At 65.2% G+C, this 22,909-nt stretch carries 20 protein-coding genes and 5 pseudogenes; 16 read left to right on the forward strand and 9 right to left on the reverse strand.

Annotated features, from left to right (window positions below; genetic code table 11):
- Positions 1-118: 118 nt before the first annotated feature.
- The 5 genes and pseudogenes from ACZ1G0_RS07405 to ACZ1G0_RS07425 all read left to right on the forward strand — a co-directional run.
- Positions 119-1,143 (forward strand): annotated as a pseudogene (locus tag ACZ1G0_RS07405) (cobalt-precorrin-5B (C(1))-methyltransferase); the annotation flags it as partial.
- Positions 1,144-1,869 (forward strand): cobalt-precorrin-6A reductase, encoded by a 726-nt coding sequence (locus tag ACZ1G0_RS07410; protein WP_472737780.1) that lies wholly within the window; start codon positions 1,144-1,146, stop codon positions 1,867-1,869.
- Positions 1,844-2,494, forward strand: a complete 651-nt coding sequence (locus tag ACZ1G0_RS07415) for a DNA-3-methyladenine glycosylase family protein (RefSeq protein ID WP_472736358.1) — start codon at positions 1,844-1,846, stop codon at positions 2,492-2,494. The genes ACZ1G0_RS07410 and ACZ1G0_RS07415 overlap by 26 nt, the downstream gene beginning before the upstream one ends.
- Entirely contained in the window at positions 2,491-3,162 is a 672-nt protein-coding gene (locus tag ACZ1G0_RS07420) for an alpha/beta hydrolase (protein WP_472736359.1), read from the forward strand. Before ACZ1G0_RS07415 ends, ACZ1G0_RS07420 begins: the two co-directional genes overlap by 4 nt.
- 123 nt (positions 3,163-3,285) lie before the next feature.
- Positions 3,286-3,882, forward strand: a complete 597-nt coding sequence (locus tag ACZ1G0_RS07425) for an HNH endonuclease (protein WP_472736360.1) — start codon at positions 3,286-3,288, stop codon at positions 3,880-3,882.
- Here the strand turns inward: ACZ1G0_RS07425 and ACZ1G0_RS07430 are convergent.
- From ACZ1G0_RS07430 to mazG, 9 genes are all read right to left on the reverse strand, one after another.
- Positions 3,879-4,295 (reverse strand): cupin domain-containing protein, encoded by a 417-nt coding sequence (locus tag ACZ1G0_RS07430; RefSeq protein ID WP_472737781.1) that lies wholly within the window; start codon positions 4,293-4,295, stop codon positions 3,879-3,881. The genes ACZ1G0_RS07425 and ACZ1G0_RS07430 overlap by 4 nt on opposite strands.
- 20 nt (positions 4,296-4,315) lie before the next feature.
- The gene (locus ACZ1G0_RS07435) at positions 4,316-5,212 is read right to left on the reverse strand and encodes a DMT family transporter (protein ID WP_472736361.1); all 897 of its coding nucleotides are present in this window, start codon (positions 5,210-5,212) and stop codon (positions 4,316-4,318) included.
- Between the two features lie 23 nt (positions 5,213-5,235).
- Entirely contained in the window at positions 5,236-6,549 is a 1,314-nt protein-coding gene (locus ACZ1G0_RS07440) for an ATP-binding protein (RefSeq protein WP_472736362.1), read from the reverse strand.
- A gap of 77 nt (positions 6,550-6,626) precedes the next feature.
- Positions 6,627-7,904 carry a phosphopyruvate hydratase gene (gene eno / locus ACZ1G0_RS07445; RefSeq protein ID WP_472736363.1) on the reverse strand — a complete coding sequence of 426 codons (1,278 nt, stop codon included), beginning with the start codon at positions 7,902-7,904 and terminating at the stop codon, positions 6,627-6,629.
- 63 nt (positions 7,905-7,967) lie between these two features.
- Positions 7,968-8,849, reverse strand: coding sequence for a DMT family transporter (locus ACZ1G0_RS07450; protein ID WP_472736364.1), 882 nt, complete (start codon positions 8,847-8,849; stop codon positions 7,968-7,970).
- A 212-nt stretch (positions 8,850-9,061) separates the two neighbouring features.
- Positions 9,062-9,469, reverse strand: a complete 408-nt coding sequence (locus ACZ1G0_RS07455; protein WP_472736365.1) for a Fur family transcriptional regulator — start codon at positions 9,467-9,469, stop codon at positions 9,062-9,064.
- A gap of 57 nt (positions 9,470-9,526) precedes the next feature.
- Complete coding sequence (locus ACZ1G0_RS07460; RefSeq protein ID WP_472736366.1) at positions 9,527-10,915, reverse strand: protein adenylyltransferase SelO; 1,389 nt, start codon at positions 10,913-10,915, stop codon at positions 9,527-9,529.
- Positions 10,916-10,973: 58 nt separating this feature from the next.
- Complete coding sequence (locus tag ACZ1G0_RS07465) at positions 10,974-11,912, reverse strand: nucleoside hydrolase (RefSeq protein WP_472736367.1); 939 nt, start codon at positions 11,910-11,912, stop codon at positions 10,974-10,976.
- 108 nt (positions 11,913-12,020) lie between these two features.
- Positions 12,021-12,830 (reverse strand): nucleoside triphosphate pyrophosphohydrolase, encoded by an 810-nt coding sequence (mazG, locus tag ACZ1G0_RS07470; protein WP_472736368.1) that lies wholly within the window; start codon positions 12,828-12,830, stop codon positions 12,021-12,023.
- A gap of 139 nt (positions 12,831-12,969) precedes the next feature.
- On the opposite strand from mazG, the gene ACZ1G0_RS07475 reads away from it, so the two are divergent.
- From ACZ1G0_RS07475 to ACZ1G0_RS07525, 11 genes and pseudogenes are all read left to right on the forward strand, one after another.
- Positions 12,970-14,124 (forward strand): M20 aminoacylase family protein, encoded by a 1,155-nt coding sequence (locus ACZ1G0_RS07475; RefSeq protein WP_472736369.1) that lies wholly within the window; start codon positions 12,970-12,972, stop codon positions 14,122-14,124.
- 94 nt (positions 14,125-14,218) lie between these two features.
- A pseudogene (locus ACZ1G0_RS07480) lies at positions 14,219-15,042 on the forward strand (ABC transporter permease).
- Positions 15,039-15,839, forward strand: coding sequence for an ABC transporter permease (locus ACZ1G0_RS07485; RefSeq protein ID WP_472736370.1), 801 nt, complete (start codon positions 15,039-15,041; stop codon positions 15,837-15,839). The pseudogene ACZ1G0_RS07480 and the gene ACZ1G0_RS07485 overlap by 4 nt, the downstream one beginning before the upstream one ends.
- Positions 15,836-16,896, forward strand: a pseudogene (locus ACZ1G0_RS07490) (ABC transporter ATP-binding protein). The gene ACZ1G0_RS07485 and the pseudogene ACZ1G0_RS07490 overlap by 4 nt, the downstream one beginning before the upstream one ends.
- 85 nt (positions 16,897-16,981) lie before the next feature.
- A pseudogene (locus ACZ1G0_RS07495) lies at positions 16,982-17,862 on the forward strand (lysophospholipid acyltransferase family protein).
- A pseudogene (locus ACZ1G0_RS07500) lies at positions 17,859-18,669 on the forward strand (glutamate racemase). The pseudogenes ACZ1G0_RS07495 and ACZ1G0_RS07500 overlap by 4 nt, the downstream one beginning before the upstream one ends.
- 12 nt (positions 18,670-18,681) lie before the next feature.
- Complete coding sequence (gene ccmE, locus ACZ1G0_RS07505; protein ID WP_472736371.1) at positions 18,682-19,131, forward strand: cytochrome c maturation protein CcmE; 450 nt, start codon at positions 18,682-18,684, stop codon at positions 19,129-19,131.
- Positions 19,132-19,202: 71 nt separating this feature from the next.
- Positions 19,203-19,811 (forward strand): holin-associated N-acetylmuramidase, encoded by a 609-nt coding sequence (locus tag ACZ1G0_RS07510; RefSeq protein WP_472736372.1) that lies wholly within the window; start codon positions 19,203-19,205, stop codon positions 19,809-19,811.
- 10 nt (positions 19,812-19,821) lie between these two features.
- On the forward strand, positions 19,822-20,352 hold the full coding sequence (locus tag ACZ1G0_RS07515) for a holin family protein (protein WP_472736373.1): 531 nt from the start codon (positions 19,822-19,824) through the stop codon (positions 20,350-20,352).
- A gap of 41 nt (positions 20,353-20,393) precedes the next feature.
- Entirely contained in the window at positions 20,394-22,373 is a 1,980-nt protein-coding gene (locus tag ACZ1G0_RS07520) for a heme lyase CcmF/NrfE family subunit (protein WP_472736374.1), read from the forward strand.
- Positions 22,370-22,855, forward strand: coding sequence for a cytochrome c-type biogenesis protein (locus ACZ1G0_RS07525; RefSeq protein ID WP_472736375.1), 486 nt, complete (start codon positions 22,370-22,372; stop codon positions 22,853-22,855). Before ACZ1G0_RS07520 ends, ACZ1G0_RS07525 begins: the two co-directional genes overlap by 4 nt.
- Positions 22,856-22,909 lie beyond the last annotated feature (54 nt).

A 22,909-nucleotide genomic window follows, 5' to 3' on the forward strand; every position in this document is an offset into this window, starting at 1 on the left:
CCCCGCGTTCAGCGGCGCGGAAAGAGCGTTACCGACGCAGGTTGCACCGTCTGCGCCAGTCGCGAGGGCCGTAGGGTGGGACTTGTCCCACCGCCCCGCTTGGCGCAATGTCGCCGCAATGACTGACGCCCCCAAACTGCGCCGTGGCTGGACCACCGGCACCTGCGCCACCGCCGCCACCAAGGCGGCGTTGATGGGGCTGTGGGGGGCGCGATCCCGGCGCGGGTGCAGGTCACACTGCCCAAGGGTGAGGTGCCGGAATTCGACGTCCTGACCCCGCGCATGGGGCAAGGCTGGGCCGAGGCCGCGATCGAGAAAGACGCAGGCGACGACCCGGACGTCACCCATGGGGCGATCATCCGCGTGCGGGTGGCGGCCGGGCCGGGTGTGACGTTCCACGCAGGCCCCGGCGTTGGCATCGTGACGAAACCCGGCCTGCCGATCCCCGTGGGGGACCCCGCGATTAACCCAATCCCCCGCAAGATGATGGAGGAGGAGGTCGTGTCCCTGGCCACAACCCTTGACCGCACCCCGGACGTGGCCATCACCATCAGTGTCGAGGGCGGCGCGGATCTGGCCCTGAAAACATGGAACCCCCGTCTGGGCATCGAAGGGGGGCTGTCGATCCTCGGGACCACGGGCATCGTGCGCCCGTTCAGTTGCGCGGCGTGGATCGCCTCGATCCACCGGGGCATCGACGTGGCGCGGGCAGGGGGCTTGGCCCATGTGGCGGGCTGTACGGGGGCGACCTCGGAACGGGTGGTCCAGGGGCTGCACGGCCTGCCCGATCACGCGATGCTGGACATGGGGGACTTCGCGGGCGGCCTGCTCAAGTACCTGCGCCGCAACCCCGTGCCCCATTTCACCCTGGGCGGGGGCATCGGCAAGCTGGTCAAGTTTGCCCAAGGGGCGGTGGACCTGCATTCCAAACGCAGCCAAGTGGACTTTGCCACCCTGTCCGACTGGACCGGCACCGACCTGACCGATTGCAACACCGCGTTGGAGGCTGTGACCCGCGTACCGCCCCTTGCCCGGATCACTGCGGATCGCTGCCAGACGCGCCTGTCGGACATGCTGGCCCAGACCCCGATCACCACGGATGTTGTCGTGATCGACCGCGCGGGCACCATTCTGGCGCGCGCCATGACGGTGCTGGTCCTTGCAGGCACGGGCGAGGCGCGGCGTTTGCTGGCCCTTTGCGCCGGTCAGGACGTGGTGGCCAGCCTGTCCGGTGCCACCCGCGCGCCTGCGGATCTGGGGGTCGAGACGATCTCGGGCGGGTTCGGCGGTGCGGCGGGCTTTGCCACCTTTCTGACCGCGCGCGGCATCACCGGGGTGATCGACGCCACGCACCCCTTTGCCCATCAGATCACCGCCCGTACGGCGACGATCTGTGCGCAGAGGGGCCTGCCCCTGTTGCGCCTAACCCGGCCCCCTTGGGTCGCGCAGCGGGGCGATCGTTGGACCCATGTGCCCGACGCCGCCGCCGCCTGTTCCGCGATCCCGGGCGGTGCCACGGTCCTGCTGGCCACGGGGCGACAGACCCTGGACCAGTTCAAGGCCCTGAAAGACGCCTACGTCCTGTGTCGCCAGATTGATCCGCCCAAGACCCGCTTCCCCTTTGCGAATGGCGCATTTGTGGTAGGCCGTCCGCCGTTTTCGGTCGCGGACGAGGTGCAATTGTTCCAAAAGTGTAACGTGACCCACATCGTGACCAAAAACGCAGGCGGACAGGCCAGCGCCACCAAACTGACCGCCGCCCGCCAATTGGGCCTGCGGGTCGTGATGATCGACCGCCCGGCCGAGCCAGCGCAAAACGTCACCCACAGCGTGGAGGACGCCCATGACTGGCTTACCCGGCACCTATAGGGGCCGTCTGATCCAGACGCCCGAGTGCGTGGCCGAGGGCGCCGCGTGGCTTGCGGGGCAAGAGCCTCGGTTCGCCCATGCCCTGACCCGGGTCGGCCCCGTGCCCCTGCGCCGCAAGCCCGATGGGTTCGCGCGCCTGCTGTCCGCCATCGTCAGCCAACAGGTCAGCGTGGCTGCCGCCAACGCGATCTGGGGCCGGATGGTGGCGGCGAAACTGACCGGTCCGCGCAAGATCATGTGGGCCAGCGACGACGACCTGCGCGCTTGCGGTCTGTCGCGCCAGAAGATCCGCTACGCCCGGGCGCTGGCGGCGGCGCGCATCGACTACAAGGCCCTGCGCACCGCCGACACGGAGGAGGTCATCGCCACCCTGACCGAAGTCTCGGGCATCGGGCGCTGGACCGCCGAGATCTACGCCATGTTCTCGCTGGGCTACGCGGATGTCTTTGCCCCCGGCGATCTGGCCTTGCAGGAATCCGCGCGGATGCTGTTCGACCTGCCCACGCGCCCTACGGAACGGCAGATCCGCGACATGGCGCAGGACTGGTCGCCGTGGCGGGCGGTTGCGGCGCGCATCTTGTGGGCCTACTACCATGTGGCCAAGGAACGGGAAGGGATCCGATGACACGCACGCTTGATTTCAAACGCAAGGGGCCAGAGGGGGCCAAACGCCTTGTGATCCTGTTGCACGGCTACGGGGCCAATGGGGACGATCTGTTGGGGCTGGCCGATCCGTTGTCGCCCCACTTGCCCGATACCGCCTTTATTGCGCCCGACGCGCCCGAACACTGCGCCGCCGCCGGGTTCGGATATCAGTGGTTTCCGATCCCATGGATCGACGGATCCAGCGAAGAGGAAAGCCGCGCCGGCATGGACCGCGCGGTTCTGGACCTGAACGCCTTTCTTGATGCGATGGTTGAACAAGAGGGTGTAACCCCTTCTGATATCGTGCTTTTGGGGTTCAGTCAGGGCACGATGATGTCCCTGCACGTCGGCCCCCGCCGCGCCGATCCTTTTGCCGGGATCGTTGCTTTCTCGGGCCGGTTGCTGGACCCGGAGGCCCTGAAGGACGAGGTCAAATCCCGCCCGCCGGTCCTATTGATCCACGGGGATGCGGACGATGTGGTGCCGCCGCAATCCTTGCCCCAAGCCGCCGAAGCCTTGCAGGAGGCGGGCTGGGATCAGGTCTATGCCCATGTGATGAAGGGCACCGGCCACGGGATCGCGCCCGATGGGTTGCAGGTCGCGCTGGCCTTTATGCGCGATGTGTTCGGGCTGGATAAACCCGGCTAGGCGTACAGACTGTCGCACCCCATCTGCGCGCTTGCCAGACGCCAACCGCGATATATAGTCAAAAGTGCTGGAGCGGACCTCCCGCTCCGGTCTTTTGACAGGGCGAGAGTGGAGTCGCAGCAGATGGACGGACGAATACACGGCACTTTCAAAGACGAATTCATGCGCGACCCCGGCGAGTTGCGCAATTACCCAGCCCTCGTGCTGAACGCCGATTACAGACCTCTCAGCTATCTACCGCTTAGCCTTTGGCCATGGCAGGACGCGATCAAGGCGGTGTTTCTGGACCGCGTGGATATCGTGGCGGAGTACGACAAATACGTCCATTCCCCCACGACGGAATTCCGGATGCCCTCGGTGGTGGTGCTGAAAGACTATGTCAAACCGCAAAAACGCGTGGCCTTCACCCGGTTCAACCTGTTCCTGCGGGACGAGTTTTCCTGCCAATACTGCGGGTCCAAGGGTGATCTGACCTTTGACCACGTGGTGCCCCGCGCACGCGGCGGGATCACCAGTTGGGAAAATGTGGTGGCGGCCTGCGGGCGGTGCAACCTGCGCAAGGGCTCGCGCAGCGTCAAGGAGGTGGGCTATTCCCTGCGCAAACCGCCGCGTCAGCCCTCCGCCCCCGAATTGATGAACCTTGGCCGCAAGTTCCCACCGAACCATCTGCACGAAAGCTGGATGGACTTCCTGTATTGGGACGCAGAGCTGGAGGCCTAGCGCGGGATATCGAACCCGGGCTCGGCCAGCGTAAAGCCCGCAAACTCAAAGCCGGGGGACACCGTGCAGCTGACAAGGGTCCAGTCGCCCGTGGTGCGGGCGGCTTGCCATGCGCCCTCTGGCACCACGATCTGGGGCCGCATGGTGGTCAGGTCCGGGCCCAGCAGGCGGTCCACGGCGGGCCCTGCGTCGGTATCGGACAGGGACAGCACAAGGGGCGCGCCTGCGTGATAGAGCCAGATCTCGGTGGCATCGACGGTGTGCCAATGGCTGGCCTGCCCATCGCGCAGCAGAAAGTAGATCGCCGTCCCCGTGGGGCGACCGGGGCCTGCCCCGCGCCATGTCTCGGCGTAATAGCCGCCCTCGGGGTGGGGGTGCAGGCCCAGGGTCTCGATGATCTGGTCGGCGGTCAAGTCTGTGGTCACGTTTGCGGTCATGGGGCGTCCTTTCGGTTCTCTCGCCACAGGATGTAGAGGCCCGCCCCGATGGTCAACGCGATGCCCGTCTGGGCCAGCGGGTTGGGCCAATCGCCAAACACCAAAAACCCGATGATCGCCGCAAAGGGCAGCTCCAGATAAGAGATCGGCGCGACCGTGGCCGAGGGGGCCAGACGCAGGGACCATGTCATCAGGATATGGCTGCCCGTGCCAATCACGCCCAAGGCCAACACCCAGCCCCATTCGCCGCCCGCGGGCATGCGCCAACCCTCCAGTCCCAGAACCGCCAGAACCAGCGCCAGCAGGGCCAAGGCTTGCCAACCATTCACCGCCTGCAATGTGATCGGGTCCATCTGGCGCGCCACCGTGCGTGTCACCAGCATGTAAAGCGCAAAGAACACCGCCACCCCAAGGGGCAAAAGGGCGGCAGGGCCCACCTGTTGAAAGCTGGGCTGCACCACCAGCAGCGCCCCGGCAAAGCCCACGATGCAAGCACCGATGCGGTGGGGGCCCACAGCCTCGCCCAGAAAGGCCCACCCCAGCAGCAGCATGATGAAGGGCATGACAAAGGCGATGGCCAGCGCATCGGCCAAGGGCAGCACCGCAAGGGCCGCGATCATCATCCAGATGCCCCCGATGTGAAACACAGCCCGCGCCCACGTCAGCACCAGCAGGCGCGGGGACCATGGCACGCGCCGCAGGTCGCGCGCGGCCCATGGGGTCAGCAGCAACGCCTGCGCGGCAAAGCGGACCACCACCAGCATCAGCGCAGGAAACATCGCCGTCAGCCCCTTGGCAATACTGTCGGACAGGGGCGCGGCGATGCAGAAGGCAATCATCAACAGCACCCCAAGCTGGGGGCGGTCCGGGGCAAGGGGCAGGGCGGGTGTCATGAGGACAGACTAGGCCAGGGGCGCTAGGCCGGCAACAGCAGTGTGGCGGTGGTGCCCTCACCTTCGGCGCTGGTCATGTCCAACACGCCGCCCGCCTGTTCGGCAAACCCGGCCACCATGGCCAACCCAAGGCCGGAGCCTTTGCCCTCTTCCTTCGTGGTGACGTAAGGATCTGTAACCCGGGCCAGAAGTGCGGGCGGAATGCCTGTGCCGGTGTCATGGACGGACAGATTGAGGTAGCGTCCGGGGGACAAGGTTTCCCCAAGTTCGGGCGCGTCAATCTGGTGCAGTCGCGCGGTCACCCTTAGGGTGCCGCCGTCCTTGGCCATGGCATCGCGGGCATTGTTCACAAGGTTCAGGATCGCCGCCTCCAGCTGGGCTTTGTCCGTCTCTATGACCGTGTGATCCGGCAGGTGATTGGTCAGCACCAAGCTGATATTGGCGGGCAGGACCCGCGCGGCCATGGTCTGGAAATTGGCCAGAAACTCGTTCACGTCCAGCGGGGCCTTGGACATGAGCGACTTGCGCGACGCAGCCAGCAGACGGCGCACAAGGTCGGCCCCGCGATCTGCGGCGCCATGGGCCTCGCGGCGCAGAAGGGCTTGCTCGTGGACACTGGTCACCTCGTCGTGCAATTCCAGATTGCCCTTGATCACCGTCAGCAGGTTGTTGAAATCATGGGCGATGCCGCCGGACAGTTGGCCCACGGCCTCCATCTTTTGGGAATGGACCAGCTGCGCCTCCTTGATGGCAAGCTCGCGCGTGGCCAAATGCGCCTGGCGCAGGCTGAACACGAACGACAGCGCAATGCCAGAGGAGGCGACAAACATGATCGCAGCACTTTGCCAAGTCTCGGCCGTGGCCCCCCATTGCAGGGCAAAGCCATGGGCGACAATCACCACCACCACTGCGTCAATCACCAGCATATGGCGGAACCCTGCGTGCAATGTCAGCGCATAGAGGCCAAGCCCCGCAATCAAGGTCAGCCCGGCGAATTGCATTTCAATCGCGGGGAAGGAAATCAGCCAGATCGGCAACGACCCGAAGTAGATCACGGTCAAGGCGTAATGGGCCAAAAACACCCAGTAGCTGCGTGGCTCGATCCGGCCCTGACGTTTGACCCATTGGCAATGGACAATGAAAGCAGCCTCGATGATCAGATATAGCGCGGCCCATGCAAAGAAGAGGGGTTCCGATCGAATGACCGCCAGCAACACCGTTGCCAGCACAATGACCCCCTGCCGGGCAGCAAAGGAGGCCCAGCCCGCGGCCTCGGACGCGGCAATGGCCTTGGCCTCCTTCGACATGTCAAAAGGCAGGGTGGGACGTATGGTCATGGGACCCCAATTGGTTCGGCGCGACTTACCGTATTACGTAGTATGTCCGCGCCGAATGCAACCGGGGCACAGCCGGATCAGCGTTTGAGGATGCTGCGCCCGGCATAGATCGCCGTTTCGCCCAATTCTTCGGCAATGCGGATCAGCTGGTTGTATTTCGCCAGCCGGTCGGAGCGCGCCAGCGACCCGGTCTTGATCTGGCCGCAGTTGGTGGCCACGGCGAGGTCTGCGATGGTGGCATCCTCTGTCTCGCCAGACCGGTGGGACATCACACAGGTCATGCGGTTGCGTTGGGCGTCGGACACGGCCTGCAATGTCTCGGACAGGGTGCCGATCTGGTTGACCTTGACCAACAGGCTGTTGGCGGTGCCGGTCTCGATCCCGCGGGCCAGACGGGCGGGGTTGGTGACAAACAGATCGTCGCCCACCAGTTGGCAGCGATCCCCGATGGCATCGGTCAGCAGTTTCCAACCGTCCCAATCGTCCTCGTCCATGCCGTCCTCGATGGACACGATGGGGTAGTCGTTCACAAGCGCCTCCAGATAGGCGGCGTTTTCGGCGCTGGACAGGGTTTTTCCTTCGCCTGCAAGGACATATTTGCCGTCCTTAAAGTACTCGGTCGCCGCGCAATCCAGCGCCAGCGTGATGTCGTCGCCGGGGGTGTAGCCCGCCTTTTCCACGGCCTTCATGATGAAATCCAGCGCGTCGCGGGTGGACCCGATGTTGGGGGCAAAACCACCCTCGTCGCCCACGCCCGTGGCCAGCCCTGCGGCAGACAGCTCTTTCTTCAGGGTGTGGAAAATCTCGGATCCCATGCGGATCGCATCGTTGATGGTGGGGGCCGACACGGGCTGGATCATGAATTCCTGAATGTCGATGGGGTTGTCCGCATGCTCCCCACCGTTGATGATGTTCATCATGGGCACGGGCAGAACGCGGGCCGCCGTGCCGCCGACATAGCGGTACAGGGGCTGACCGGTGAAATCGGCGGCGGCCTTGGCCGTGGCAAGGGACACGCCGAGGATCGCGTTGGCACCCAGACGGGCCTTGTTGTCGGTGCCGTCCATCTCGATCATGGCGGCGTCGAGGCCCTCTTGATCCGTGGCGTCAAAGCCCAGCAGACCCTCGGCCAGCTCGCCATTGACCGAGGCCACGGCCTCCAGCACGCCCTTGCCCATGTAGCGCGCCTTGTCGCCATCGCGGCGTTCCACTGCCTCGAACGCGCCGGTGGATGCGCCCGAGGGCACGGCGGCGCGGCCCATGGACCCGTCTTCGAGGGTCACGTCAACCTCCACCGTGGGATTGCCCCGGCTGTCGAGGATTTCACGGGCGTGGATGTCGATAATGGTGCTCATGGCGCAAGGCTCCGGTCTGGTGGTTTGGCGTCTTTTAGCGCCCGCGCCCGGCGGGGAAAGCCCCTAGGGCGCGACGCCCTGCCGCCGCATCCGTGCCTCGCGCCACAGGGTGAACAGGCCCGCGCCCAAGATGATGCCAGCCCCCACCCAGGTCCAAAGGTCAGGGCGTTCCCCAAAGGCGACCCAGGCGATCACCAGCGCAAACAGCAAACGGGTGTAGCGGAAGGACGAGACCACCGCGATATCCCCCATCCGCGTGGCCGAGACGATGCTGATATAGGCCAACATGCCAAGGGCCACACAGGCCCCAAGGGTCATGAGGTCCGTCCGGGCCAAGGGCACCAGCGCGTCCCCCTGAAGCACTTGCAACAGGGCCCCCGCCGGCACCAACGCGGAAAACGCCAACAGGGACAGGCGCACGCCCGACAGGCTGGGCTTGACCCCGCGCGTCACCAGATCGCGCGCCGCCAGCCCCAGAACACCGCCCAAGGCCAGCAGGACCCCGGGGTCATAGGCGGCGGTGCCGGGGCGGATGATGATCAACACCCCGACAAAGCCCACAAGGATCGCGGCCCAGCGTTTCCAGCCCACGGGCATGCCCAGAAACACCGCTGCTCCCATGGCCACCAGAAGGGGCGTGGCCTGGATCATCACGGATGCGGTGGACAGGGGGATCAACACGAGGGCCTGCACGAACATCACCGTGCCCGCCACCTCGCAGGCGGTGCGCAACAGGGCCCCGGTGTCAAAGGTATCCGGCGTCACGATCGGCTGGCGCCGCGCGGCCAGCCACACCATCAGGCACAGCGCGCCGCCCAGACCCAGCATCCAGATGATCTGACCGGGGGCAAAGCGCCCGCCCAAGGTCTTGATCAAGGCGTCCTCAACGGCAAAGCCCAACATGGCCAGCGTCATGAAAAGCGCGCCGCGCAGATTGTCCGTCATCGCGGCCCCCATCTCTCAAAAACCATGCCTGACCAAAAGGAGCGCCTTGCGGCGCACGCCATGCTGGTGCCCGTTGCACTGCCCGCCACAAAACCAAACCGCGCGCCCTTTGCAAGGCCCCTGGCTTCATTGGGTCAAAAATACCCCCTAGAGTGTGAGAGCGGCGCGTCTCACGCGGGCCGGGCGGGCTCGATGCCCGGTCGGTCCGCCCCCTATTTGCGCTTGGTCCCGTACAGCTCCAAACGGTGACCCTTCAGCTCGTACCCAAGGCGCGCGGCAATCCTCTCCTGCAGCGCCTCGATCTCGGGGTCCACGAATTCGATCACTTCGCCGGTCTGCATGTCGATCAGGTGGTCGTGGTGCTCCCGCTCCGCATCCTCGTAGCGCGCGCGTCCGTCCCCGAATTCCAGCTTTTCAAGCAGGCCCGCCTCCTCAAACAGCTTCACCGTCCGGTACACCGTCGCGATGGAGATGTTCGGATCCTTGGCCACCGCCCGGGCATAAAGGTCTTCGACATCCGGGTGATCGTCCGAGGTTTCCAGCACCAATGCGATGGTGCGGCGCTGTTCGGTCATGCGCAGGCCGAGGGCTTCGCAACGGGCGAGAATGGACTCTGGCATGGCGGGCGGCTCCTTTGTTCGCGGCCCTTCTAGGCCGGGGCGGGGGCGGGGTGCAACTCAGGTCCCGCAAAAGGTGCGGGTGACGGCGTTTTCGGGGGTGGCGGGGGTCTGGTAGGGGCGCGCCCCTTCGGTGTCGGCAAAGGGCGTTTTCAGGACCGCGTGCAGAGCGTGCATGGGCCCGTAGTCACCCTGTTCGGCGGCGGCAATCGCCTCTTGCACCCGGTGGTTGCGGGGGATGAGGACGGGGTTCACCCGGTCCATCCCCGCCGCGTCCGGTTCCGCCGCGCGCCAGCGGGCGGCCCAGGCGTCGAAGGCGGCAAGATCCGTGAAGGTCTCGCGCACCGCCTCTGATCCCAATCGGCGGAAGGTGTTGGTGAAATCCACGCGCGCGTCCTCCATCAGGCGCAGCAGGTCCTGGGCCAGATCCATATGCTCCGGCCCCAGTCCGATCTTGGCGCACAGGGTCTCGCACCATGCGCGCCCAAACAGGGGGGCAAAGCGGTTCAGGGCCTCGGTCAATTCCGCCACGCCCTTGTCCTGATCGTCCCACAGGATCAGCAGGGCGTTGGCCAGCTGCCCCAGGTTCCACAGGGCCATGTCGGGCTGGCGGGCATAGGCATAGCGGCCCGTCTGGTCGATGCTGGAAAAGACGCGGCCTGCCGCATACTCCTCCATGAAGGCACAGGGGCCATAGTCGATGGTCTCGCCCGACAGGGTCATGTTGTCGGTGTTCATCACCCCGTGGATAAAGCCCAGGCCCATCCACTGCGCTACCAGCCGCGCCTGGGCCTGCATGGCATGGTCCATCAGGCCAAGGGGGCCGCTGCGGTCGGGGGCGTGACGGGCCAGCGTGTAGTCCAGCAGGGTCTGCACCGCCTCCCGGTCGCCCCGGGCGGCAAAAACCTGAAAGGTGCCCACCCGGATATGACTGGCGGCCACACGGGTCAGGATGCCGCCCGGCACGGCCCCTTCTTGGCGCAGGACTGTCTCGCCCGTGGCCACGGCGGCCAGCGCCCGGGTGGTGGGCACGCCAAGGGCGTGCATCGCCTCGGACACCAGATACTCGCGTACCACCGGACCAATGGCCGAGCGTCCGTCCCCCCGCCGGGAATATGGTGTGGGGCCGGAGCCCTTCAGCTGCACGTCCCGCCGCCCCTGGGGCGTGACAACCTCCCCCAGCAACAGCGCGCGCCCGTCGCCCAGCTGCGGCGACCACCCGCCGAACTGGTGCCCAGCGTACAGCTGCGCCAACGGCTCTGTCCCCACGGGGACAGCGTTGCCCGCAAAGACATCCAGCCGGGCGCGCAGCCCCTCCGGGTCCGCCCCCATCTCGCGCGCCAGATCCTCGTTCAACGCGATCCACTGGGGCGCACGCACGGGGGTGGCGGCCATCTTGGTGTAGAACCGCTCGGGCAGGCGGGCATAGGTGGTGTCAAATGCAAACATCGCTGGGCCTCATTGTTCCAAAAATACCCTCGGGGGTGTGGGGGCTGGCCCCCACGGGTCAGAGCCGGGCCAGACGCTCGGTCAGCAGGTCAAAGAAGCCGCCCGCATCCACGTCCCCCAGAAACAGCGCGTTGGGCGCGCGGTCCGTGACCCGCCACCAGTCGGCCACGGTCATCCCCCGGGTCAAATCGCTCTGCGTCTCGATTTCCACGTTGATGTGGCGGCCCGAAAACAGCTGCGGTTGCAACAGGTATGCGATCACGCAAGGGTCGTGCAGGGGCGCACCGGCGCTGCCGTATTTTTCCTTGTCGAAGCGTTCGAAAAAGTCCGTCCATTCGGCCACCATGCGCCCCACCTGCGTGCCCAGATCCCGGAAGGCCTGCACCCGGGGGGCGGTGGTCAGGGCCTTGTGGGTGACGTCGAGGGGGGCCACCACCAGATCCACGCCAGAGCGGAACACGATCTCGGCGGCCTCGGGGTCGACGTAGATGTTGAACTCGGCGGCGGGGGTGATGTTGCCCACCTGAAAATAGGCCCCACCCATCAGCACGATCTGCTGGACCCGACCCACGATGTCGGGGGCCTTCTCAAAGGCGGAGGCGATGTTGGTCAGCGGCCCAAGGGGGCACAGCGTCACCGTCCCCGACGCCTGCGACCGCAGGGTTTCAATGATGAAATCCACGCCGTGTTGATCCTGCAAGGGCATCACCGGGTCGGCCATTTGCGGGCCGTCCAGCCCGGTCTTGCCGTGCACATGTTCCGCCGTGACCAAAGCGTGGCGCAAGGGCCGGTCACAGCCCGCATAGACCGGAACATCCGCCCGCCCGGCCAATTCGCACACGATGCGGGCGTTCTTGGCGGTCAAGTCCAGCGGCACGTTCCCGGCCACCGCCGTCACTCCGAGGACCTCCAGCTCTGGCGAGGCGAGGGCCAACAGGATGGCCACGGCATCGTCCTGGCCGGGGTCCGTGTCGATGATGATCTTGCGCGCTGTCATGTCGGTCTTTCGCCTTTCCTTGGTCTGCGGTCCCACTGTGCACTGGGGGCAACGCCGGGTCTATCGGTCCCAAATGCGCGTGTCACCCCGCGTCTACGCGCAGTTGCGTCACCCCAATGCGCCGGTGTCCCGCTCTGCCCGTTTGGCGGCGTCCCACAGGGCGTCCATTTCCGCCAGATCGCTGTCGCCGGGCGTGCGGCCTTGTGCGGCCAATGCGGCCTCGATGAACCGAAAGCGGCGGGTGAACTTGGCGTTAGCGCGGCGCAGGGCGACCTCTGGGTCCACGTCCATGTGCCGGGCGAGGTTGGCCATGACGAACAGCAGATCGCCCATCTCGTCTTCGATGGCGTCCGGGGTCAGGGTGGCGCGCGCCTCGACCAGCTCTGCCGCTTCCTCTTGGATCTTGGCCAGCACGTCGCCGGTGTCGGGCCAGTCAAAGCCTACGCGGGCCGCGCGCTTTTGCAGCTTTACCGCGCGCATCAGGGCGGGCAGGCCCAGGGCCACGTCATCCAGCACGCCGCCTGCACCCTTGGCGGCGCGTTCCCGGGCCTTCTGCGCCTCCCAGTCCCGGGTCTGCTGGGCGGCGGATTTGTCCCGACTTTCGTCGCCAAAGATATGGGGGTGACGGTCCACCATCTTTTGGGCGACCTCCTCGGCCACGGTGTGGAAATCGAACAGGCCCCGCTCCGCCCCGATCTCGCCGTGATAGACCACTTGCAACAACAGATCCCCCAGCTCCCCGCGCAGCTCGTCCCAGGCGCCGCGTTCGATCGCGTCGGCCACCTCAAAGGCCTCTTCGATCGTGTAGGGCGCGATGGTGGCAAAGGTCTGTTCGATGTCCCAGGGGCAGCCCGTCTGGGGGTCGCGCAGGCGGCGCATGATTTCCAACAGGCGGGGCAGGCCGCCTCCGGGGGTCACGCACAGGGCCGTGCTTTTATCGGGGGGATTTCGGGGGTGGTTTCGGGGTGGGTTTCGGGAGAGGCGTCTGAGGTCATTGCGGGCGGTCCCTTGATGTGCTTGCCTGCATCTGACCCTGCCTTGATCCAAAGGACAACCCATGCCTGTTCTCAACCGTATCGCTGGCCTCTCGGACGAGATGGCGGGATGGCGTCACTGGCTGCACCGCCACCCCGAACTGGGGTTTGACTGCTTTGACACGGCGGCGTTTGTGTCGGCCCGTTTGGCGGAATTTGGTGTGGACGCGGTGCACACCGGGATCGCCAAAACCGGCATCGTCGCCATTATCGAGGGCCGCGCCCCGGGGCCCACCATTGGCTTACGCGCCGATATGGATGCCCTGCCGATCACAGAGGCGACGGGCGTGGGTTATGCCTCTGAAAATACGGGAAAAATGCACGCCTGCGGCCATGACGGGCACAGCACGATGTTGCTGGGGGCGGCGAAATATCTAGCCGAGACGCGCAATTTCGCGGGCCGGGTCGCGCTGATCTTTCAGCCAGCAGAGGAGGACGGCGGCGGCGGCGGTGTCATGGTTCAAGAAGGGATCCTGGACCGGTTCGAAATTGCCGAAGTTTATGCCTTGCACAACCTGCCCGGCCTTGAAGAGGGTGTGTTTTCAACCACTTCCGGGCCGATCAACGCCGCCGTGGACACTTTCGGCGTGACGCTGCACGGGCAGGGCGGGCACGCGGCCTTGCCGCACACCACGGTCGATCCGGTGGCGGGCGCGCTGGCCTTGGGGCAGGCGCTGCAAACCATGGTCAGCCGCCGCGAAGATCCGGTGCACGATCTGGTGGTCTCGGTCACGCAGATGCGGGCGGGGCACGCGGAAAACGTGGTGCCCGACACAGCGTGGATCGGGGGCACCGTGCGGACCTTTGACAGGGCCGTGCGCGACCGGGCCGAGGCGCATTTGCACCAGATCGTGGGCGGCACGGCGGCGGCCTTTGGCCTGCGGGCCGAGGTGGTCTACACCCGCCACTATCCGGCCACGGTGAATGACCCGCAAGCCGTTGAATACGCAGCAAAAGCGGCGCTTGATGTGTCAGGCAGGGCCCGCACGGACGCCACCCGCCAGATGTGGTCCGAGGACTTCAGCTATCTGCTGGAACAGCGCCCCGGGGCCTATGTGTTTCTGGGGGCGGGGCCGGGGCACGGGCTGCACCACCCGGAGTTCGATTTCAACGATGCCATCGCGCCCTTGGGGGCCAGCTGGTTCGCGCGGATGGTGGAAACCCGCCTGCCGCTTTAGCGGTCTTGCATCCGGCGCGGGATTGGCGTCACAGTGGTGCGACGTAACCGGGGGGACGTGCGTGCAGATAGACACCAAACGCGGGCTGGCCCTGATGTCGGGACCCTTGGTCTATGCGCTGCTGTTGCTGGCGGGGCCCTTGTTTGCCGTGTTCGTGTTCAGTTTCTGGACCCAGGACTTTCTGACCATCGACCGGTCTTTCACCCTGAAAAACTACGCCGAGGCGATGAGCGAGCCGATCTACCGCGAGTTGATGCTGCGGTCCTTGTGGGTGTCTGGGGCGGTGACGGTGGTCACGGTGGTGCTGGCCTTTCCGGTGGCTTACTTCGTGTCCTTCCACGTGGCACCCGAACGCAAGTCCCTGTGGCTGTTCCTGATCACGATCCCGTTCTGGACCAGCTATCTGCTGCGCATCTTTTTGTGGAAGGTGATCCTGGGCTTCAACGGGGTGCTGAACACCTCTTTGCAAGGTCTTGGGATCATTGAAGAACCCTTGCGGTTCATCCTGTACAACTCCAACGCCGTGATTATCACGCTGTCCCACGCCTTTGCGCCCTTTGCGATCCTGCCGATCTTTGTGGCGCTGGAAAAGATCGACCGCAGCCTGATCGAGGCCGCGCGGGATCTGGGCGAGACCGCCGTGACCACCTTTGTCCGTGTGACCCTACCCTTGGCCATGCCGGGGGTGCTGGCGGCGACTCTGATCGTGTTCATCCCCACCGTGGGCGACTACGTCACCCCGCGCCTTGTGGGCGGGCCGGACGGGCAGATGATCGCCAACATGATCCAGGTGCAGTTCCTGCGCCTGAACAACGCCCCCTGGGTGCTGCGCTGGCGGTCTGTGCCATGGCGCTGGTGACCTGCATTGCGCTGGCGCTGGTGTGGGGCAGTCGGCGGCTGACCGGGGGCGACCGATGAGCCTGCGCCTGTATGTCTATGCCTTTCTGCTGTTCCTCTATGCGCCGATCCTGTTGCTGCCAGTGTTTGCGTTCAATTCGGGCACGGTAATCGCTTTTCCGCTGGATGGGTTCACAACCCAGTGGTTCGCAGAGCTGACGCGCAATGACGCGCTGCACAAGGCGCTGCTGAACTCGCTTTGGGTGGCCTCGGTCACGGCGGTGCTGTCCACGGTGTTGGGGCTGGCGGCGGCGCGGGCGGCGGTGCGATACCGGTTTCCGGGCAAGGCGGCGGCCCTCGGGCTGATCATGTTGCCGCTGGTGTTGCCGGAAATCATCGTGGCCGTGTCCTTGTTGATCGTGGTGGTGCAGATCTTTGGCCTTGGCCTGTCCATGTGGACGGTGATCGCGGCCCACACCCTGATTTGCACGCCCTTTGCGGCCGCCATCCTGAACGCCAGTTTCCAGAACCTCGACCCAAGTCTGGAGGAGGCGGCTGTGGATCTGGGCGAGACGCGCGCCTCGACCTTTCGCCTGATCACCCTGCCGCTGGTGGCCCCGGGGATCGTGGCCAGCCTTCTGATCGCCTTCACCATCAGCCTTGATGAATTCATCATTGCGTTTTTCCTGACCGGGTCGGATCCGACCCTGCCGGTCTACATCTGGTCGCTGCTCCGCTTTCCGAAACTGATCCCCGTGATCATGGCCCTGGGCACATTGCTGGTCGTGGCCTCGATCCTGATGCTGGTGCTGGCCGAATGGGTCCGCCGCCGTGGCCTGCGCCGTGCGGGCCTCAAAGATACCGGAGGGTTCCTATGAGCCTGATTACCCTAAAGGATGTGCACAAGCACTACGGTGACTACCACGCCCTGCGCGGGATCACGGCCCAGATCGAGGCCGGGGAGTTCTTTTCTCTGTTGGGCCCGTCTGGCTGTGGCAAGACGACCCTGCTGCGCACCATCGCGGGGTTCGAGGAGGTGTCCTCGGGCACGGTCATGCTGTCGGGGCAGAACATGGCCGGGGTGCCTGCGAACAAGCGGCCCACGAACATGGTGTTCCAGTCCTACGCGATCTTTCCGCACCTCACCGTGGCGCAGAACGTGGGCTTTGGTCTGCGCAAGGCGGGGTTGAGCGCGGCGGACAAGGCCGCCCGGGTGGACGAGGCCTTGGGCATGGTCGGCCTGTCGGGCTACGGCAAACGCGCGGCCCACGCCCTGTCGGGGGGCAGCGTCAGCGCGTGGCCCTTGCGCGCGCGTTGATCCTGAAGCCCAAGGTCCTGCTGCTCGACGAACCGCTGTCCGCACTGGACAAGAAGATGCGCGAACAGATGCAGGGGGAGTTGCGGCGGTTGCAGCGGCAGGTGGGCATCACCTTCATCCTTGTCACCCACGATCAGGAAGAGGCTTTGATCATGTCAGACCGCATCGCCGTGATGTTCGAGGGCGAGATTGCCCAAGTGGCCAGCGCCGCGGATCTGTACACCCGGCCTGCCTCGCGCAAAGTGGCCGAATTCATCGGTGTGATGTCCTTTCTGCCCGCCACGCGCAGCGCCAAAGGGGCCCACGTAGCGGGGCTGGGGGATGTGCCGCTGACACCCGCGCAGATCAAGGGCACGGGACCGAATCTATCCATCGGCATGCGTCCCGAAACCATGACGATCCTGTACGGCGACGCCACCGCCCCCCATGAGGCGCGCGGCACCGTGCACGAGGTCGCCTATTACGGTGATATGACGACATATGACATCGTGCTGGACGGGGCGGCCCACGGGGTTACGGTTTCCATGACCAACCGTCCGGGGCGCGCGGTGCTAGAGCGAGGCGCGCCGGTGCGGGTGGCGTGGGATCCATCGGCCCTGCTGGCCTTCGGCGTGTAAACACCGATTGTCGCAGCGACCGTGTGCGGGCTATCCACTGGCCTTGCCGCAGCGTAAATACGGGCAAAGTGCAGGATGGATCGCCATGAGCCGCCAACGTCAAATCGCCCGAGAGATTTCCTATGCCCATTCCGCACGCACGCGCGGGGGCCGCGTGTTGATCCGGGGGTGGAAAACGTCACAGGCCGACTGCGCCTGATCAAACGCGCCGCAGGGTATGAACAGGAGGTCTCGGGCGGGGCGGATTTCTGGCAGGTGATGGTTGACCGCTACGGCCTCAGCCTCGATGTGGTCGCGGGTGGTCTGGACAGCATCCCCCGCGACGGCCCCCTGATCGTGATCGCCAACCACCCTTACGGCATTCTGGACGGTCTGGTGATGGGGCATATCCTGTCCGCGCGGCGCGGCGATTTCCGAATCCTTGCCAATTCCGTGTTCCGCAAGGCGCGAGAGTTGGACGATGTGGTCCTGCCTGTCTCCTTTGACGACACCCGCGAGGCCCTGCGCCTGAACCTGGAGACCCGCCAAACTGCCCTGCGCTATCTGGGGCAGGGGGGCGCGATCGGGGTGTTTCCGGGGGGCACGGTTTCCACGGCGGCCACGCCCCTCGGCCAGCCCATGGACCCCGGCTGGCGCAGCTTTACTGCCAAGATGATCGCCAAATCGGGCGCCACCGTGGTGCCGATCTATTTCGAGGGGGCCAATTCGCGCTTGTTCCAAGTGGCCAGCCATCTGCACCCGACCCTGCGCGTGGCGCTCCTGATCAAGGAATTCAAGCGCCGGGTGGACAACCCCGTGCGCCTGTCTATCGGCCAGCCCATTGCGCCCGCCGCCCTGTCGGCCCATAAATCCGACCCCAAGGGGATGATGGACTTTCTGCGCGCCGAAACCTACCGTCTGGCGCAACCCCCGGTTCAGTCTTTGGACTACGGGTACGAGTTCGACGAAAGGCGCAAACAGGCATGAGCATCGGAATTTTCGACAGTGGGATGGGCGGCCTGACGGTCTGGGACGCGGTCAGCCGCCGTCTGCCGGACGTGCAGTTCAGCTATTTCGGCGACCACGCCCACGCGCCCTACGGCGTGCGAGATGCCGATGATGTGCACGCACTGACCGTCAAGGCCGTGGAACGGTTGTGGGATCACGGCTGCAATCTGGTGGTTCTGGCCTGCAACACCGCCTCTGCCGCCGCTCTGCGCCGGATGCAGGAGGACGGCGTGCCCCCGGGCAAGCGGGTGCTGGGGGTCTTTGTGCCCCTGATCGAGGCGCTGACCGAACGGCAGTGGGGCGACAACTCCCCCGCGCGAGGTGGATGTGAAACAGGTGGCCTTGTTTGCCACCCCCGCCACCGTGGCCAGTCGGGCCTTTCAGCGAGAGTTGGCGTTCCGCGCCATCGGTGTCGATGTAGAGGCGCAGGCCTGCGGCGGTGTCGTGGACGCCATCGAGGACGGCGACATGATCCTGGCCGAGGCCCTTGTCCGGTCCCATGTGGATGCGCTCAAGCGCAAGATGCCGACCCCATCGGCGGCGATCCTCGGCTGTACCCACTATCCGATCCTGCACGACATCTTTGCCGATGCCCTAGGTCCCGGTGTCAAAGTTTTCAGCCAGGCGGACATTGTCGCCGAAAGCCTTGCTGACTATCTACAACGCAGGCCTGATATGGTCGGCGCTGATGCGGCACCGGTGATGTTGACCACGGGCGACCCCAAGGTCGTCTCGGCCCGGGCCACACAATTCTTGCGCCGCGACGTGCGGTTTGAAGGCATATAGGAGGGGAACGCCATGCGCGGTCTAAAAAAACAACGTCGCATTCAGGTGATCATGATCGCCATCGTGGCCCTTGCGGGGTCGGCGGCGTTGATCGGCTATGCCTTCCGCGACGGCATAAACTTCTTCATGTCCCCCACCCAAGTGGCCGAGGCCCCGCCGCCCCCCGATCAGGTGTTCAGAATCGGCGGTCTGGTCGAGGTCGGCAGCCTTGTGCGCGGCGAAGGGGCGACGATCACTTTTTCGGTGACGGACAGCATCGCCTCGATCCCCGTGGCCTACACGGGCGTTCTGCCGGATCTGTTCGGCGAGGACGAGGGCATGGTAGGCACGGGCAGTTACGTGAATGGTGTCTTCCAAGCCACTGAAATCCTTGCCCGCCACGACGAGCAATACATGCCCGCCGAGGTGATCGACGCCCTGAAGGCCAGCGGCACCTACCAAGAGCCTGACGGGAACAGCTAGGCAGCGTTAACCGTGCATTAACTGCTCTGGCAGACCCCTAAGCCCTCACATCCACTGGCATGGAGGGCGCTATGCAGTCCGTACACTCAATCGCACAAGATATCGTGGTCCGCGAAGGCGGCTATGTGAACGACCCCGATGACCCCGGCGGGGCCACCAATTGGGGCGTGACGATCCACACCATGCGCCGCCTTGGGCTGGATCTGGACGGGGACGGGCGGGTCACGGCCGATGACGTCAAGCGACTGCCCCGGGCGCAGGCTGTGGATATCTTTGTGGAGCACTACTTTGACCGCCCGCGCATCGCGGACCTGCCCGAGTGTCTGCACGCCACGGTCTTTGACATGTATGTCAACGCAGGCTCAAACGCGGTGAAGATCCTGCAACGGCTGTTGCGGGACATGGGGTTTGACATCGCCGTGGACGGGGTGATCGGTCCGCAGACCCTGCGCGCGGCCCATGCGGCGGCGGACCAGCCGCAATCGCTTGTGGATGCCTACGGGATCGCTCGGCGCAACTATTACTACCGTATCGGCGACCGTCGCCCCGCCTCGCGCAAGTTTGCCCGCCGCCGCGACGGGGGCAAAGGCGGCTGGATCAAGCGCGCCGAGGAATTCATCACCCCCCGCTATCACCTGACCGCCGCCGAGCATCGCGCCCGTGTGGCCGATTGGACCTGAGGAGATCGCCATGAGCTTTATGTCCCGCCTTTTGACCGGCGCAGATGCCGCGCAAACCATGGGAAACGCAGCCAAGGGAGTGGCGGAGGTTTTTGTGCCCAACGCCACCCGCCGGATGGAGTTGAGCGCCGAGGCGCAGGCCGCCGCCCTTGATCAACACGGGGCCGAGTTTCGCATGGATCGCGGCTGGTTCGACCGCTTCGTGAACGGGTTGAACCGCTTGCCCCGGCCCATGCTGGCCTTGGGCACGCTTGGCCTGTTCATCTATGCCATGGTGGACCCGGTAGGCTTCAGCGCCCGCATGACCGGCCTGGCGCTGGTGCCAGAGCCTCTGTGGTGGTTGCTGGGGGCCATCGTCAGTTTCTATTTCGGCGCGCGGGAGTTGCATTATTTCCGCAGTCCTACTGTTCCCAATCCCCCCGCCCACAGGATGTCCGCGTGGCAAAACGATCATAGTGATAGAGCAGACCCCAACCCCGCCCTAGAGGCGTGGCGCGATGACGCAGCCAAAAACGCTCACATCGCTGTGCAGGGCGGTTAGGACCATTGGCGCAGGGCGGCGCGCGACCTATACTCAGCGTCATGATAGTAGAACTCGGACACTTCGCGCTGGTGGCAGCCCTTGCCATGGCACTTGTACAAACGGTCGTCCCCCTTGTGGGGGCGCACAAACGCTGGGCCGATTGGATGGCCGTGGGGGGACCTGCGGCGACGGTGCAGTTCTTGTTGGTGGCGTTCAGCTTTGTGGCGCTGACCTATGCCTTTGTGACCTCTGACTTTTCCCTGCGTCTGGTGGTGCTGAACTCCCACACGGATAAGCCGATGCTGTACAAAATATCGGGCGTGTGGGGCAACCACGAAGGGTCCTTGCTGCTTTGGGTGCTGATCCTTGCCCTGTTTGGCGCTACGGCGGCGTGGTTCGGGTCGAACCTGCCGCGCACCTTGCAGGCGCGGGTTCTGGCCGTGCAGGGGTCGATCAGTGTCGCCTTCCTGCTGTTCATCCTGTTCACCTCCAACCCCTTCCTGCGACTGGAGGTTCCGCCTATGAACGGCGAGGACCTGAACCCGCTGTTGCAGGACCCCGGCTTGGCGTTCCATCCGCCGTTTCTATACCTTGGCTATGTGGGTCTGAGCATGGCGTTTTCCTTTGCCATCGCCGCCCTGTTGGAAGGGCGCGTGGACGCCGCATGGGGCCGTTGGGTGCGCCCATGGACCTTGGCCGCGTGGCTGTTCCTGACCATCGGCATCGCGCTTGGGTCCTGGTGGGCCTACTACGAGCTGGGCTGGGGCGGGTTCTGGTTCTGGGATCCGGTCGAGAACGCGTCGTTCATGCCATGGCTGATTTCGGCGGCGTTGCTGCACTCTGCCATCGTGGTGGAAAAGCGCGAGGCGTTGAAGGCCTGGACGATCCTGCTGGCCATCCTCGCCTTCGGCTTTTCGTTGATCGGCACGTTCATCGTCCGCTCCGGCGTGCTGACGTCGGTGCACGCCTTTGCCAACGACCCAGATCGGGGCGTGTTTATCCTTGCGATCCTCGTGTTCTTCACCGGGGGCGGTCTGTTCCTGTTCGCCCTGCGCGGCGGTGTCATGCAGGCCAAGGGCGTCTTCTCCACCGTCAGTCGCGAAAGCGCGCTGGTGTTCAACAACGTCCTGCTGGCCGTCAGCTGTTTCGTGGTCTTCGTGGGCACGATCTGGCCGCTGGTCGCGGAAATGGCGTTTGACCGTAAACTGTCCGTGGGCCCGCCCTTCTTTGACGCGGCCTTCACGCCCTTTGTCATCGCGCTGGCGGCGATCCTGCCCCTGGGCGCGGTCATGCCGTGGAAGCGAGCGGAGGTCGGTAAGGCCATGCGTCCGATGATCGGGGCATTGATCCTGGCGCTTGCCATCGGTGGTCTCGCGTGGGCCGTGCAGACCGGGCAATCCTTGGGCGGCCCCCTTGGCATGGCGCTGGCCGCATGGCTGGTCAGCGGTGCCGTGGTCGATCTGGCCCTGCGCACCGGGCGCGGCCCCGTGGGCGAACGTCTGGGCCGCCTGACCCGTCTACCCCGCGCGGATTGGGGCAAGGCCGTGGCCCATGGCGGTTTGGGTCTGACCATCGCTGGCGTTGCGGGCCTCACCGCGTGGCAGCAAGAGGGCATTCAAGTCCTGAAAGTGGGCGAGGGGATGACCGTCGGCAAATACGAAGTCGTGCTGGAGGATGTGCGCCGGGTCGAGGGGCCGAACTATCTGTCCACAATGGCCCAGATGCACGTCTACGAGGACGGTGTGGATATCGGGCGTTTGTTCCCTGAGAAACGCATCTACCCCGTGGCCGCCATGCCCACCACCGAGGCGGGCATCGACAACGGCTTCTGGCGTGACGTCTATGCCGTGATTGGGGACGAGCAGTTGAACGGGGGCTGGGCCGTGCGCGTCTACATCAAACCGTTCGCCAACTGGATCTGGGGCGGCTCGATCATCATGGCGCTTGGGGGCCTGTTGTCCCTGTCCGATCGCCGCTACCGCGTGGCCGCAGGTGCCCGCCGCTCCCGTCAGCCCAAAGCAGGGGTGCCCGCAGAATGATCCGTGCCCCGAGCCTGATCCTGAGCCTGATGCTGGCCCTGACGTTGACCATGACCGTGGCCCTTCCTGCGGCGGCGGTGCAGCCCGATGAAATCCTCGACGATCCCATCCTAGAGGAACGGGCGCGCGAACTGTCCAAGGGGCTGCGCTGCCTCGTCTGCCGGAACGAGAGCATCGACGAATCAAACGCCGAACTTGCCAAGGACCTGCGCGTCCTAGTGCGCGAGCGACTTGTGGCAGGGGACACAGACGCCGAGGTCATCGACTTTGTCGTGGACCGCTATGGCGAATATGTCCTGCTGAACCCGCAAAAGGACGGGGCGAACCTGTTGCTGTGGTATGCGGGCCCCATCATGCTGCTGATCGGGCTGGGCACGGCGTTGATCTATGTGCGCTCCCGCCGCCGCGAAGTGGCCGTGATCCGCGACGACTTGTCGGCGGCTGACAAAAAACGCATTGCGGAGTTGCTGGGCGACGACTGACGCCGGGTTTCCCTTGGCCCTCTGAACGGATCGGTTTAGACCTTCATGCAAAGA

This window comes from Thalassobacter sp. HA4-2 (genome assembly GCF_055693705.1).